Annotated in this window: 16 protein-coding genes; all 16 read left to right on the top strand. The window is 41.5% G+C overall.

Annotated elements, in window-relative coordinates:
- The coding region (locus H6A13_RS11310) for a hypothetical protein (RefSeq protein WP_204909672.1) at positions 1–475 on the top strand (475 nt) is incomplete at its 5' end.
- A 69-nt stretch (positions 476–544) separates the two neighbouring features.
- Entirely contained in the window at positions 545–1,225 is a 681-nt protein-coding gene (locus H6A13_RS11305; protein WP_204909671.1) for a PoNi-like cognate immunity protein, read from the top strand.
- A gap of 124 nt (positions 1,226–1,349) precedes the next feature.
- Positions 1,350–1,748, top strand: coding sequence for a hypothetical protein (locus tag H6A13_RS11300; RefSeq protein WP_204909670.1), 399 nt, complete (start codon positions 1,350–1,352; stop codon positions 1,746–1,748).
- 15 nt (positions 1,749–1,763) lie between these two features.
- The gene (locus H6A13_RS11295; protein ID WP_204909669.1) at positions 1,764–2,276 is read left to right on the top strand and encodes a hypothetical protein; all 513 of its coding nucleotides are present in this window, start codon (positions 1,764–1,766) and stop codon (positions 2,274–2,276) included.
- Positions 2,277–2,347: 71 nt separating this feature from the next.
- Positions 2,348–2,803, top strand: coding sequence for a hypothetical protein (locus tag H6A13_RS11290; RefSeq protein ID WP_087416514.1), 456 nt, complete (start codon positions 2,348–2,350; stop codon positions 2,801–2,803).
- Entirely contained in the window at positions 2,800–3,132 is a 333-nt protein-coding gene (locus H6A13_RS11285; protein ID WP_204909668.1) for a hypothetical protein, read from the top strand. Before H6A13_RS11290 ends, H6A13_RS11285 begins: the two co-directional genes overlap by 4 nt.
- Before the next feature lie 44 nt (positions 3,133–3,176).
- On the top strand, positions 3,177–3,452 hold the full coding sequence (locus H6A13_RS11280) for a hypothetical protein (protein ID WP_140403099.1): 276 nt from the start codon (positions 3,177–3,179) through the stop codon (positions 3,450–3,452).
- A 125-nt stretch (positions 3,453–3,577) separates the two neighbouring features.
- Complete coding sequence (locus tag H6A13_RS11275; protein WP_204909667.1) at positions 3,578–4,282, top strand: hypothetical protein; 705 nt, start codon at positions 3,578–3,580, stop codon at positions 4,280–4,282.
- 14 nt (positions 4,283–4,296) lie between these two features.
- Positions 4,297–5,142: an Mbeg1-like protein gene (locus H6A13_RS11270; RefSeq protein ID WP_204909666.1), complete on the top strand. Its 846-nt coding sequence runs from the start codon at positions 4,297–4,299 to the stop codon at positions 5,140–5,142.
- A gap of 1,229 nt (positions 5,143–6,371) precedes the next feature.
- A complete protein-coding gene (gene cas3, locus H6A13_RS11265) occupies positions 6,372–8,570 on the top strand; it encodes a CRISPR-associated helicase Cas3' (RefSeq protein WP_204909665.1) in 2,199 nt (732 codons plus the stop codon).
- A 16-nt stretch (positions 8,571–8,586) separates the two neighbouring features.
- The gene (gene cas5c, locus H6A13_RS11260) at positions 8,587–9,315 is read left to right on the top strand and encodes a type I-C CRISPR-associated protein Cas5c (RefSeq protein WP_204909664.1); all 729 of its coding nucleotides are present in this window, start codon (positions 8,587–8,589) and stop codon (positions 9,313–9,315) included.
- Positions 9,309–11,111, top strand: a complete 1,803-nt coding sequence (cas8c, locus tag H6A13_RS11255) for a type I-C CRISPR-associated protein Cas8c/Csd1 (protein WP_204909663.1) — start codon at positions 9,309–9,311, stop codon at positions 11,109–11,111. The genes cas5c and cas8c overlap by 7 nt, the downstream gene beginning before the upstream one ends.
- 1 nt (position 11,112) lies before the next feature.
- Positions 11,113–11,970 carry a type I-C CRISPR-associated protein Cas7/Csd2 gene (gene cas7c / locus H6A13_RS11250; RefSeq protein ID WP_204909662.1) on the top strand — a complete coding sequence of 286 codons (858 nt, stop codon included), beginning with the start codon at positions 11,113–11,115 and terminating at the stop codon, positions 11,968–11,970.
- A complete protein-coding gene (cas4, locus tag H6A13_RS11245) occupies positions 11,967–12,641 on the top strand; it encodes a CRISPR-associated protein Cas4 (RefSeq protein WP_204909661.1) in 675 nt (224 codons plus the stop codon). The genes cas7c and cas4 overlap by 4 nt, the downstream gene beginning before the upstream one ends.
- Positions 12,638–13,660, top strand: coding sequence for a type I-C CRISPR-associated endonuclease Cas1c (gene cas1c / locus H6A13_RS11240; RefSeq protein WP_204909660.1), 1,023 nt, complete (start codon positions 12,638–12,640; stop codon positions 13,658–13,660). The genes cas4 and cas1c overlap by 4 nt, the downstream gene beginning before the upstream one ends.
- A 19-nt stretch (positions 13,661–13,679) precedes the next feature.
- The gene (cas2, locus tag H6A13_RS11235; protein WP_204909659.1) at positions 13,680–13,970 is read left to right on the top strand and encodes a CRISPR-associated endonuclease Cas2; all 291 of its coding nucleotides are present in this window, start codon (positions 13,680–13,682) and stop codon (positions 13,968–13,970) included.
- Positions 13,971–14,082: the final 112 nt, after the last annotated feature.

Raw genomic sequence — 14,082 nt, 5'->3', positions numbered from 1 at the left:
AGATAAAGCGGAAGGTGTGTTCATGTATATTCTTATTCCATTAATATTGTCAGCAGTGTGTTCATTTGTAAATCCTTATGTGGGATTGTTTGGTATATTCACACTGGTAGAAATAATTATTATCCTTTGTGTTGACATCAATGCAAAGGTCAGGATCAAATTGAGCCATAAAGTATCTGCGGAAAATCCGTCCCGCGCGGAACGGCTGAAGAAATCAGGAAAGGTTCTTGCAACAGCAGAATGTGTTCTCACTGCTTTTTTTACAATAATAACTGCAATAGTAGAGATCGGGGTGTGGATGCTTGCAAGCGGAAGCCTTACAGGTGATTCTGCGGTTATGACACCGTTTTCTATCATTTCAGAGGAGAACCTGACACTTAGTTGTATTTTACTTGTATTTGCTATAGCATTTCAGGTAATCGCGCTTATTCTTGCTTTTGTCAGGAGAGGACAGTTGAGAAAAAGAATTTGTTGAGACGATGCTTCTGATGCCCATAAGGGTCAAAGCTGCCGAAGTTTTTCAGAATGGAACAGAGGACTGCAAATGAGAGATCAGATAAAAGATCGAGAATATTTTAATGAATTTTTGCAAGAGGAGCTGGCGAGGATAACCAGATTCTCAGATAAGCTGGCAAATGGCGAAGTAAAACCGGAGAGGCAACTGCCAGTAAAAACAAAAATACATGATTTAAAGCTGGGAATATTAACAGCCAGATATTCCAGAGGGGACGAACTTTCGGTATTGGAAGGTGAATATACAGAATTATTGAAAAGCTGGGGAGAGGTATGGGAACCGGATAATTATAATAAAAACCTGAAAATGATTTCACTGGGAGTTTTGTTTGAGGGAGATATCGTATTGGCAAAAGAGACGAAAGCTATGCTGGATGCTGCAAACATTGATGATTGGCTTTTGAGTTTTCTGTTGTGCTCATGGACAGACATTGAAATGGAAAATAAAGACGTTGATCTGATCTTTCCGAAAAATTTTTCTTTGCTGCAGAAGGTGGTACTGACTCATAATAGAAGAGAATCTCTACAGGAATACTTGTCTTGTTGGTACAGGGAAGACTGCGGATGTTACGAAGCGCATAAGAGCAGCCAGAAGATATATTATGGGTATTGGAGTTTTGAAGCCGGGGCTGTGGCAAAAATATTGAATATAGACGATACAGGCATGGAACATGTGCCCTATTACCCGTACGATCTGGTCCATTATAAGTAATCAATCCTGAACGGATATGTCCGTGAACGTGCGGAAGAAACAGGCGGTTTTCTTTTCGGTTTGATGACGAGAGATAAAATATTTCTGTGATACCGAAAGTTTATAAAAGAAGGTGATTTATGGCATGCGGTCAGGCAGATATATGTCAGGGCATACGGCAATGTCCTGTGTAAAGAAAGAAATGCACCGGCAGTTTGGAGACGAAATATTGCTGGAGGAGGAAAAGCACGCCTGGGAGCATCATGGATGGTTTTTGTTGAAATTCCAGTATATACCGAAACCATATATGATTCAATTTGAAGGAGAATTTAACTGTTTTAATGTTAGGATAACGAAAGACGATGACGCTTATATTGCTTTGAAGAAACTGACTGATTACAGCAATGATCTTACTGAGAAAGATATATGTGATTCCATAGAAAAACTGAAGAATGTACTAAAAGGCGATATTGTTTTTTATAGATCCATAAACGGAAAACCCTATCAGGAGATTAATGGAGAGTACAAGTGGATCAAGAGATGAGAGGACTAGTTTCAAATGGATAACAAGTTGGTGAAAAGAAAAATACAGACTTATGAGATTATTTTATGCATTTTTGTACTTGCCGTGGTCGCGGCGGGACTGCTCATGCCGAAGACAGGCCCTCTTGTAATGATCGATGAGATCTGCGACATAGTTGCCATCTGGACGGTATGCATCTATGTGATCGTGCGGATCATACAGTCCAGAGGGCGGTTCCAGGCTTCCGTGAAAGCAGCCCGGATCCTTGTCATAGCCGCATGTGTGGCGATCGGCGTACTATTTACGGGGAGCACGGCTCTGGATCTTGTGTCCGGACCGGAGACGGCGCAATTGACGGATATACAGGTCAGCAGATCCCAGGCGCATACAGGTATCTTTTCGCTCCACTACTACCTGACAGGAACGGACAGCCGGGGAGAACGTGTCCGGTTGGAGATATCGGGAGACGACTACACCAGACTGTCGGGTAGCAGCAGCGTCACGGTTGAATATTACAGACATACCGGGCGGATCGTAAGGTATCTATAGCGTGCGAGCAGTGTCCGGAACATCCCGGACTATCTGAGGAACTGTAGTCTGGAGAGTGGAAGGAGGAGAAGATGGATATTGTAAATGACCTTATCAGGCGCCGCGCGGCCTGTGAACAGGAGATCGCGGAGCAGGAACGGAAGATACAGGAATACGAAAGGGCGTATGAGTCGCTGCGCAGGTTTGACGGAGCTGTAGATACGGCTCAGAGTAATTTCCACAATGTAAATACAGTAAAACTGAACCGTACATCAGAACTTTCATCCATAACTTCAAGGTGCCGTACAGCACAGCTTTATCTGGAGGGCTCACAGAGAACTCTGAACGGATTCGGGGCAAAGATCGTAGGGGCGGCATTTACCGGACTGGATGTGATGATACGGCTGAAGCTTGCGGAGTACAGACTGAAGATACAGAACTGCGAGAACAGGATATCATCACTCGAGAGATCCATAGACTCGATCAACAGCATGATCGATACTGCCAGGGAAGAACAGGAGCGCGCGGCGCGGGAGGCACAGCAATGAGCAGAGAACTTGTATGTGCGGACGGGGAACTGTCCGCAGCATTGAATAAGACAGAGCGTTACATCGAGTTCCTGGATGAGTGTATCCGGGAATATAACAAGATCCTGTCTGATACGGCAGACATCGGGATCGACGACGTGTTGGTCTGCACGGAGCTTGCACGGCTTTCAGGGCAGGTGTCAGAGATAAAGAAACAGTTGGATGCAGTGCTTCCGGACATTTCGGAGGCTGTCGCCAGGGAGATCCAGGACATTGAGGACACGGATAACTTTACATACCCGGACATATCGTTCGGGGATATCATGAGCACTCTTGCAGGCTTTTTGTAAATTCCCGGCAGGCGGAAATGAGGTGAAATACAGTGATATCAGAGATGACGATCATAGTACAGAGGGCAATGCTGAAGATACAGGCGGAGAGGATGCGGGAACTTGCATCCAAGATAAGCTCCAGGTCGTACCGTCTGGAATTTGAGCAGGGGGAAGGTGCTTTCGTAAAGGAGTTAGAAGCAATGGCCGCCGAGCTTAAAAGTGTGGGAAATGCACTTGGCGCCCTGGCGGCTGTGACGGCGGAACGCCTCGACAGCGCAGAGATAGAATTCACTGCGGCGGATGAACGTACCGCAGGATTCTACCGGGGAGGAGAATGAGAGTGGGGATAAGAAAGAAAACCTTTTGGAAGAGAACTTTTGCTGTATTCCTCGCATCAGTCTGTTTGTGGTCAGCAGCCGGATGCACAGGAGCGGGAACAGGAATGGACAGGGAGGATGAAAAGGTGAGCACAGAACTGACACAGAGGCAGAGAGAACTGTTGGAAGAGATGGGACTGCCGGCTGATTATGATAAACTTACCGATACCCAGAAGAACGCGGTCACGTCGATCGAGGCGATGCTTTCGTATCTGGAGAGTAAATATCAGGAGGAATTCTGCTACCTGTCTTATGCAGAAGCAGGGAATCTGGAGAAGGAGCACCTGGAGGCATATCCGGCGTCGGGGACACCGTCAGATGTGGTGACCGTATATCGGACATATGAGGACGGAGAATATCATTACGAAGATGATTACGGCAATATCGGAGTCAGACCTCTGTATGAGAGCAGGGTAAGAGAATTTGCCGTACAGTCTTTCCCGGAGAGCGGGATCAAAGTATTCAGCGATATCCGGAACTTAGGACAGGGTACAGACGGACAAAGTGTAACGGAGGAAAATGTACTGCAGACTGCATCGGCAGTCACGTACATCTTCATTTCTGAAAGCGTGTGTACGGAGGCGCAGCTCCGGGATTTTACAGAAGAGTGTGCGCAGTGGATGGAAAGCCAGTGCCAGGGTGTGGCGGCACAGATCTGTCTGAGACTGACAGATGCAGCTCAGTGGGAGTTGATCGATGCAACCGGATATGAGGACAAGCTGAGAGCGGACATATTTACGGCTGAGGCAGAATGTGCAATTTCGGCTTCTGGCAAGGTTACGGTTTACTGACGGAGGAAATGATCATGTATCTTACAGATGAACAAATCATGCTGCTCGAGCAATTGACCTATCTTACAGACGATGTGGCGGATGCAGCCGGGGTGCTCCTCGGCCCGTATGACAGCGTGGAGAATCTGCTCCAGCAGTTTGATGATGATGCGCTGCAAAGGCTTGAAGATCCGGGAAATCCTGACAGCACAAAGGACTATACAGGTGGAAAGAAATGGGCGGCCATCATACGCCAGATCAAAAGCGATCCGGATTTGTACAGTCTGGATATTGTGAATAAAGACGACTCAGTTCCTGCGATATGTTTTAATGACCCGGACGATCCTGAGCATGCTGTTGTTGTATTCAGGGGAACAAGCGGAAAGGATGAATGGATAGACAATGCGATCGGGCTCGGAGTCTCCGATACGGAACGCCAGAAAGCTGCTCTGGATTATATTGAAAATCTGCCCTATGACAGCATTACAGTGGCAGGACATTCCAAAGGCGGAAATAAAGCACAGTACGTGACGGTTCTGTCAGACAAGGTCGACCGGTGCATCTCCATGGACGGGCAGGGATTTTCACAGGAATTCATCGATAAATATTATGCAGAAATCCAAAAGAAAGGACATTGCATTAAGAACTATTATCTGGAAGGGGACTTTGTGAGCATCCTGATGTTTCCGGTCCCGGGATCTGACCAGATCTGCATCGATGGAGACGACAGTGTGATTGGGGCAGAGAATCACGCAACATCTTCTTTTTATCAGTTCTGGCAGGATGAAGAGGGGCGGTGGCATATCCGCTGCGACGCGGACGGGAATACTGCCCTGATTCCGGGGACGCGGGAAGATTCGATGGTATATCTTCACGAATAGGACGGGATGGTGCAGGAAGAGATGCCGGAGTGGGAGAGAAAGATCGCGGAGTATATGGAGCATATGGAACGGTGAGGTGAATGTTTATGTGGGGAAAAATATATTGAGGAGAAGAAAAATTCTGCAATTATAAAAGATGAGGGATATAAAAATAAGATAAGAATTACAATTTATCGTTCCAAAGCGATTGCACCGTTTGAAATCGTATGTGGTATTTATGGCCTGATGTTTCACACAGTATTTGCAAAGGATATAGCAGATGATCTGGTTCTGAATGAAGCGGAATTTTGTCACAGCTTTACAGATAAGTGGTAAATGTTCATATTTCAATACGGCAATTAAATGAAAGGTTATATTCGTCATTTGCGTTTCAATCTCGTCAAATAGCAAAAAATGACGAGATTGAAACGGAATGGTAGAGTTTGAAAAGAGCTAAAATAGTTGGGGCGGATTGTATATTTGACAGAACTTTTTTTATGATCTATAATATATTTAACAAGACAGTCGGAAGGTGACTACGCCTCACCCACCCCGGCGAAAATATTAGTTATCTGAAATAGCCGTTTACTTTCTCAGGGTAGGACGGCTATTTTCTATGGTCATTTTTAAAGCAATTCAGCACAGCAATAATCAGTTCCGGATACGTAGTCTGGTATCGCGATACTTCAAAGTACCGCCACAGACGGGGCAGACAGGGGTGTCATCACTGCTCATAACAAAAAACACCGGAGTCCGCCTTGTAGGTCAGTGTGTATTCTGATATAATAACCATGGTTTTTATAACCGGGTCTCAGAGTACACGACTTTCCAGGGAGGGTGCTCTGAGACTTTTTCTTTCTGTAGTCTTATGACAGTATACAGAGCAATCCGCTGACAGGCAAGTAGATCATAAATATGCTATTTTAAGAAATCAACAACATTTTACAAGGGCATATGTTTTTATGTTTTTTATGTAAGTAAATTTCTTTATGAAAATATTGAATTGCCAGATTAGAAAAAAATAGTTACAATAGGAAAAAGATAATTATCTTTGAGTCGTGGGAAACTGCGTGAGTAGAAATTATTATAATGTTTGAGGTGATCATTTGCAGAGTAAGAGGACCTGTAAATGATCATTTTTTTATAACGAATTATCATACATTATAATAAAGTTGAAAAAGAGATTTTTATATGATACTATGTGTATAAGAGATTTGGAAATTTATTTGTAAAAGAGAGGTGAACAATTCATGAATTATATTGCTCATAAAAATGAAATTACCGGACAGATACAAACTGTTAAAGAACATAGTGAAAAAACGGCTAATCTGTGCAGAGAATACGCAATTTCAGAGTTGAAAGATTTCTTGTATGCGATTGGCTTACTTCATGATGTCGGAAAGTATCAGGAATCCTTCGGTAAAAGGATTAGTGGAGAAAATATTAGAGTAGAACATTCTACTTGTGGAGCACTTGCAGCAAAAGACAATTATGCAATACCTGCTCCCATGGCTCTTATGATGGAATATTGTATTGCCGGTCATCATTCAGGAATTCCAGATGGCGGATTTCCTAACGATGATGCAGATAAATCGACATTGTGCGGCAGATTAACAAGAGATTTTGAAGATTATAGTGAGTATAAAAAGGAACTTTCCCTGCCGGAATTGGATGGATTAGGGTGGATGAAGTATCTGTTCCAGGATTGTGATAATCAATTGGAGAATGTGATTGATAAGTTTGCATTTCTTACCAGATATGTATTTTCCTGCCTTGTAGATGCGGATTCAAACGATACGGCTGAATTTTGTAAAGAAAGAGAATTTCCAAGAAAATTAAATACAGATTTTACAGCTTGTCTTCAAAAGGTTAATGCCAGGCTTGATTCGTTTGTGTGTAGAACAGAACTGCAAAAGACAAGAGCGCTTCTTCAAAATCAGGCATTTCAGAATGCAGGTCAGGATGGAGATATTTATCTGTTGAATATGCCTACAGGCAGTGGAAAAACACTTGCAAGTATAAAGATTGCATTGGAAAGAGCTGTACAAAAGGAAAAGAAACGGATTATCTATATTATTCCCTATAATAGCATTATTGAACAGACGGCAGATGTGTTTGAGAATTTGTTTGGCAAAGATATGGAAATCTTGCGTCACCAGTCAACATTTTCATATGAAGACGAAGAAAATGGAAGTGAAGATTACCGGATGGCGGCAAAGACGGCAGCAGAAAACTGGGATGCACCGTTTATTATAACGACGGCAGTTCAGTTTTTTGAATCTGTTTATGCAAACAAAAGGGGCAAACTTCGTAAAATGCATAATATGTCAGACAGTATCTTGATTTTTGATGAAGCACATCTGATGCCTCAGAATTATTTACAGCCATGTCTTCAGGCTGTGGCATATATTACAAGATATCTGCATAGCGAAGCAGTCTTTCTGACAGCAACAATGCCGGATTTTGAAAAGTTATTGAATGAATATGCATTGCCGGACTGTAAAATTGTAAGATTGATTAAAGACACTGCTATGTTTGCAAAATTTCAGAAATGTAAATATAGCTATATAGGGGAAGTTACACCTTCAGAATTACTTGCAAGATGCTGTGAATATCCATCGTCTCTGATTATTGTAAATAAAAAGGCTACTGCCAGAAAACTGTATCAGGAATGCGGCGGAAAGAAGTATCATCTATCTACATACATGACTTCTTATGACCGGAAAAAGATTCTGCGAGAAATACGACAGGAATTGCATCAATTGGAACTGGACTATCCGGATTACAAAGATGTTCCAGAGAATAGAAGAATCACCATTATCTCCACATCTTTGATTGAAGCGGGTGTTGATTTAGATGTTTATACAGTATTTAGAGAAAGAGCCGGGCTGGACAGTATTCTTCAGGCAGGAGGACGATGTAACAGAGAAGGGAAACGAGAAATAGCGGATGTATTTGTTTTTGATCTGTCAGAGGACACAAAGAAAAATGCTCTAGATGAGAAAGCAAATCTTACGAAAGGATTGCTGGAAAAATATGAGAATATTTCAGATGTGAAATGTGTCGACGAATATTATTCCAGATTGTATTTTATGAGAAAGGAAGATATTCAGAAAAATACAATGCATAGGGAGTGTTCGGATATTGCCTCCATTCCATTTAAAGAGTATGCAGAGAAGTTTGAACTAATTGATTCCAGACAGGTATCGCTTGTTGTTCCGAGGGATGTGCAGAGTGAGAAGCTGGTGGAAATAATGAAATATACAAAGGAAGGTAATGTAAGAAAACTGCAGAATTATACATGTTCAGTACGGCAAAAAGAACTGGAAGATCTGATCCGGCAGCATGTAGTGGATGATTATGGAACAGGTATTTACTGTCTGACTAATATGGATTATTATGATGAATATACAGGTGTATTGTTTGAGGCGTCGGACTATTTTTTATAAGAAAGGGGTGAGAGAGATGAGCTATGGATTTAAAATTATTGTAGAGGGTGATTATGCCTGTTTTACAAGACCAGAACTTAAAGTTGAACGGGTAAGTTATGACGTGCCGACCCCGGGAGCGTTGGAGGGACTTCTAAAGAGTGTATATTGGAAACCGGCTATTCGTTATGTTATCGATAAGATCATTGTTTTCCAGGATATTGATTTCGTGAATATCAGAAGAAATGAAGTCAAAGACAAAATCTTGCTTAGCGCGGTGAAGAGCCAGATGAATGGAAAAGATGGTGACCCTTGTATATATGCCTCCGAAAGTAGAAGTCAGCGTGCTGCAATGGTGCTGAAAAATGTAAAATACGGAGTAGAGTTTCACTTTGAATTGACCGGATTGAAAAATGACGCAGAGTCAGACGGGGAAAACAAGCACTATAACATAATTAAAAGGAGGCTGGAAAAAGGGCAGTGGTTTCGAACGCCGTGCCTGGGCTGTAGTGAATTTCCAGTGAAGCGGATTGAACTGGTAACAGAGTTTGATGAAAATCTGATCAGCAGTAAAATCCTTAGCATGGGAGATGTAGACCTTGGTTATATGAGTTATAAAGTCCAATTTGAAGATGGCGGGAAGCCAGTTAATCATGACTGGGATAATCCGAAATTTTCGGATAAAGCCTCTACGGTTTATTATCGGCCACATATGATCAAAGGTGTTATTGATGTAAAAAAATACAGGGAGGAATTGCGATGTTAATCAAGGCCTTGTGTGATTATTATGATATCCTGGCCAAGAAGGGCAGCGTTCTTCCGGCCGGATATTCTAAGGTGAACATTCATTATCTGATTTCCCTGACTGCAGATGGAAAGATAGATGAGATTATTGACTGTCAGAAAAAGGAGCTGGTCCAGTCAGGCAAGAAGACCAAGGAGAAAAAAGTTCCAATAGAAATGGTGATGCCTCAGAGAACAGAAAAGCCTGGTATAGACGCAAATATTGCGGAACACAGACCGTTGTATATTTTCGGTTTGAATTTGGACAAGGATCATCTGACACCGGAAGACAGAACAGATAAAGCAAAAAAGTCTCATGAGGCGTTTGTAAAGGAGAATTTGGAGTTTATAGAAAACCTCCAGTCTCCGCTTATCTCCGCATATAAAAACTTCCTGAATTCCTGGAAGCCCGAAGAAGAAGTAGAAAACAAATGGCTGCTTGGATTGGGAAAAGATTACCAGAAATCTGGTTTTGCGTTTTGTCTGTCTGGGAATCCGGATTGCCTTTTACATGAAGAATCTGCAGTCAAGAAAAAATGGGAAGAAGAGTATACAAAACGAGCAGAGCAAGGAGATGATGCAAGAAAGGCACAGTGTGCTGTTACTGGAGAACAAGTTCCAATTGCCAGGATACACAGTAAAATAAAGGGCGTCTACGGTGGCCTGGCTACAGGAAGTGTGCTGATAGGATTTAACAACGACTCGGAAAATTCTTATGGAAATGAGCAGTCTTATAACAGCAACATTTCTGAAACAGCTATGAAAAAATATACGGAAGCCTTAAATTTCCTGCTTAGCACTAATAAGCACAAAGCAATGCTGGATGAGATGACGATCGTGTTCTGGGCTATGAGTAGTCAGGAGACCTACGAGGATCTGTTCATGAAAATGTTTTTCGGACAGCAAGATCAGATGGATGCGGAAAAGACAGATGCTATGCTCAAAAATTTATTAAAGGATGCAAAAGATGTACAAGTGACAGAAGAACGGCTGCAGTCACTGGATATAATCGATCCGAATGTAGATTTTTATATGTTGGGATTGAAACCAAATTCATCCAGGCTGTCTGTAAAATTCATCATACGAAGAAGGTACGCAGATGTGCTCTGGAATATCGCAAAATTCCAGAAAGATTTGCAGGTATCGGATGATTTTCATTCAGTTGCGCTCTGGCAGATAAAGAGAGAGATGATTTCGCCAAAGAGTAAAAATGATAAAGTGAATCCTGCGCTGATATCAAGGCTGTTGGAAACCATATTAAATGGCGGAACCTATCCAGTTTCTCTCTTAGAAACAATAATCAGAAGAGTAAAGACGGATGAAGGAAGTGGGAAGATTAATGCGATTAGGGCAGGAATCATAAAAGCCTGCATTAATAACAGAGAGTCAAAGGAGGAATTAAAAGTGTCACTGGATAAAACAAATCAAACACCTGCATATTTGTGTGGCAGATTGTTTGCCGTACTTGAAAAATTGCAGCAGGATGCGTCCAATAATTCATTGAACAGGACGATTAAAGACGCCTATTTTGCTTCTGCATCTGCAAAGCCGGCGCTGGTATTTCCTAAATTAATCCGTCTTGCACAGAACCATTTGAATAAAGTGAAATATCCCGTTTACTACAATAAACTGATTGGCGAGATTATGGACGGGCTTCAGGGAGAATTTCCAGAAACGCTGCGTTTGACAGATCAGGGCAGATTTGATGTCGGATATTACCAACAGAATCAGGATTTGTGGAAAAAATCATCCAAATCAGAAGAAACGGAGGAAAAATAATATGGCACTTACAAACAGATATGATTTTGTAATACTTTTTGATGTTGAAAATGGGAATCCAAATGGCGATCCGGATGCAGGAAATGCGCCCAGGGTTGATGCAGAATCTGGATATGGATATATCACAGACGTCTGCTTAAAAAGAAAAATCAGAAACTATGTGGAACTTGTGAAGGAAGGAGTGCCCGGATATAACATTTTGATTAAACCGGACCGGTCATTGAATGCCAAGTTTACGGCTGCTTATGAAGCAGAAGGATTAAAGACAAAAAACAAAGGGAAAGATCCGAATGAAGTAAAAAAGGCAAGAGATTATATGTGTCGTACCTATTTTGACGTAAGAACATTTGGAGCGGTCATGTCAACCGGTGATGATCCCTGTGGTATTGTGAGAGGCCCAGTGCAGATTAATTTTGCCAGAAGTATTTCACCTGTTAATATTCAGGATGTTACGATTACTCGTCAGGCACGTACCACGGAGGATAGAAAAGAGACGGGTGATACGGAAATGGGTAGAAAGAGTGTGATTCCTTATGCGTTATACCGTGCAGAAGGATATGTCTCTGCGGCGTTGGCAAATAAGTCAACAGACTTATCTGAAGAAGATGTGGAACTTCTGTGGACTGCACTTATGAATATGTTTGAAAATGATCATAGTGCAGCGCGGGGGAAGATGTGCATGAGAAAGCTTTATGTGTTTAAGCATGAAAATGTACTCGGCAATAGTCCGTCTCATATTTTGTTTGATAAAATAAGCGTAAAAGAGAAGGATAATATTATTCCAAGAGCTTTTGATGATTATGAAATCAGTATTGACAGCAACATGCCGGCAGGCGTTGAACTGATTGAAAAGATATGAATACAGCCGAAATAACAATCCGCTCCATTCAACATTATTTATATTGCCCTCATCGTTGGGGACTTATGGAAATAGATAAAGTATGGGCAGAAAATATGTATGTGACAAAAGCAAACCTGATGCATGAGCGGGTGCATGATCCAGATAAGAGCTATACAATGCGAGGGAAAAAGGTATATACTTCAGTTCCTGTTTATAATGACCTGGAGGAATATAATCTTTATGGAGTGACTGATTGTCTTGAACTTACTAAGGATGAAGAGGGAGTGTCATTTAATGGCAGCGATGAAAAATATCATATTTCCATTGTAGAGTATAAGCCAACCATACCCAAAAGTATGGATTACAGGGATGATGATCTAATGCAGGTATTTGCGCAAAAAGTTTGTGTTGATTATGTGTTTGGCACAGATTGCGACGGGATTATTTACTATGCGGACGTGAAAAAACGTGTAGTGCTACCTTTCAGGCAGAATTATGAAGAGTATGATATAAAGCTTAAACAGATTATAAAAGAAATGCGAGGTTATTTGAAAGAAGGGAAAATACCCGCGATCAGAAAAGGACAAAAGTGTAGTGGATGTTCTATGAAAGATTTGTGTATGCCTTCCATTAAGCCTATGAAAGATTTTCGGGCGGAGATAAAGAAAATAGAGGAGGCGGAGTTATGAGAAAACTGTTGAATACGGTTTATGTTACAAACGAGATGGCATATCTGACTTTAGACGGAGAAAATCTTGTATGCAAAATAGATGGAGAAATTAAACTTCGGATTCCTTTTGAGAACATCGAAAATATTGTCTGCTTCAATTATGTTGGCTGCTCCCCGGCGTTAATGGGTAAATGTGTGGGAAAAACGATTCCAATTAATTTTATATCACCCCAGGGGAAGTTTCTTGCAAAAGTTTGTGGAGAAACTAAGGGGAATGTCTTTCTAAGGGTGGCGCAGATTGATAAATTCAGAGAATCTGGTCTTGTACTAGCTCAGAATACAATGGCCGCAAAATTTAGTAATACACGTCAGTTGATACGTCGTACATTACATGATAACCCGGAATTACGTGAAGATGCAGAAATCCAGAAAGTTATAAAAGTATTGGCTACGGGTATTGAGCAACTGTATCAGGCGCAGAGCATAGAAGAGGTTGTTGGTATAGAGGGGTATTGCGCACAAAGTTATTTCTCTATATTTAACAAACTAATTACAAATAAAAAAGTTCCGTTTACCTTTGAGTTGCGTACCAAAAGGCCGCCATTGGACCCCGTTAATGCCGTTTTGTCTTTTGTATATACATTGGCAACCAGTGAATTTGCGGCGGCGTTGGAAACCGTTGGTCTTGACAGTTATATCGGATATTGCCATATGTTGCGGAGCGGACGAGTTTCCCTTGCATGTGATTTAGTAGAAGAAGCAAGATGCCTTGTCGAACGGTTTGTGATTGGTCTTTTAAATTTACAAATTATTGGGGAAAAGGATTTTGAACAGCAGATATCAGGTGCAACCTGGTTGAATGATGAAGGACGTAAAAAAGTATTAACTCGATGGCAGGAAAAGAAGCGTTCTGATATGATGCATCCTTATTTAAAACAGAAAATTCCGATGGGACTCTTGCCATATGTTCAAAGTAACCTTTTAGCTAAGTATGTACGTGGTGATATTGAAACGTATCCATCTTTTCTTTTGAAATAAGCAAAGGGGAATCTGTATTATGATGGTTTTGATTAGTTATGATGTGAGCACTACAAGTTCGGCAGGGAGAACCAGATTGAGAAAAGTTGCGAAAGAGTGTCAAAATCATGCACAAAGAGTACAAAATTCAGTATTTGAAGCAGATCTTGATTATTCTTCATTTTTAAAATTAAAGGATAGACTGTTAAAATTAATTGATCCGGAGCAAGACAGTCTGAGATTTTATTATCTGGGGAATAATTGGGAAAAAAGAGTTGAACATGTGGGAGCCAAGAAAACTTACAATCCGGAAGGAGTTATTATTGTTTAGTAATGCGAAGGGTAGGTGATGGGTAAAAGGTCAAGAGGTTCGCCTAAATAATAGAGGAAATGTCTGCTTTAAATGGATATAATATGTATGTAAAAATTGTCCGTCCCTAGAT

This window comes from Mordavella massiliensis, from assembly GCF_016902415.1.
In the GTDB taxonomy this organism is placed as follows: Bacteria; Bacillota; Clostridia; order Lachnospirales; family Lachnospiraceae; genus Merdimonas; species Merdimonas faecigallinarum.
This window is presented reverse-complemented; position numbering and strand designations above follow the sequence as displayed.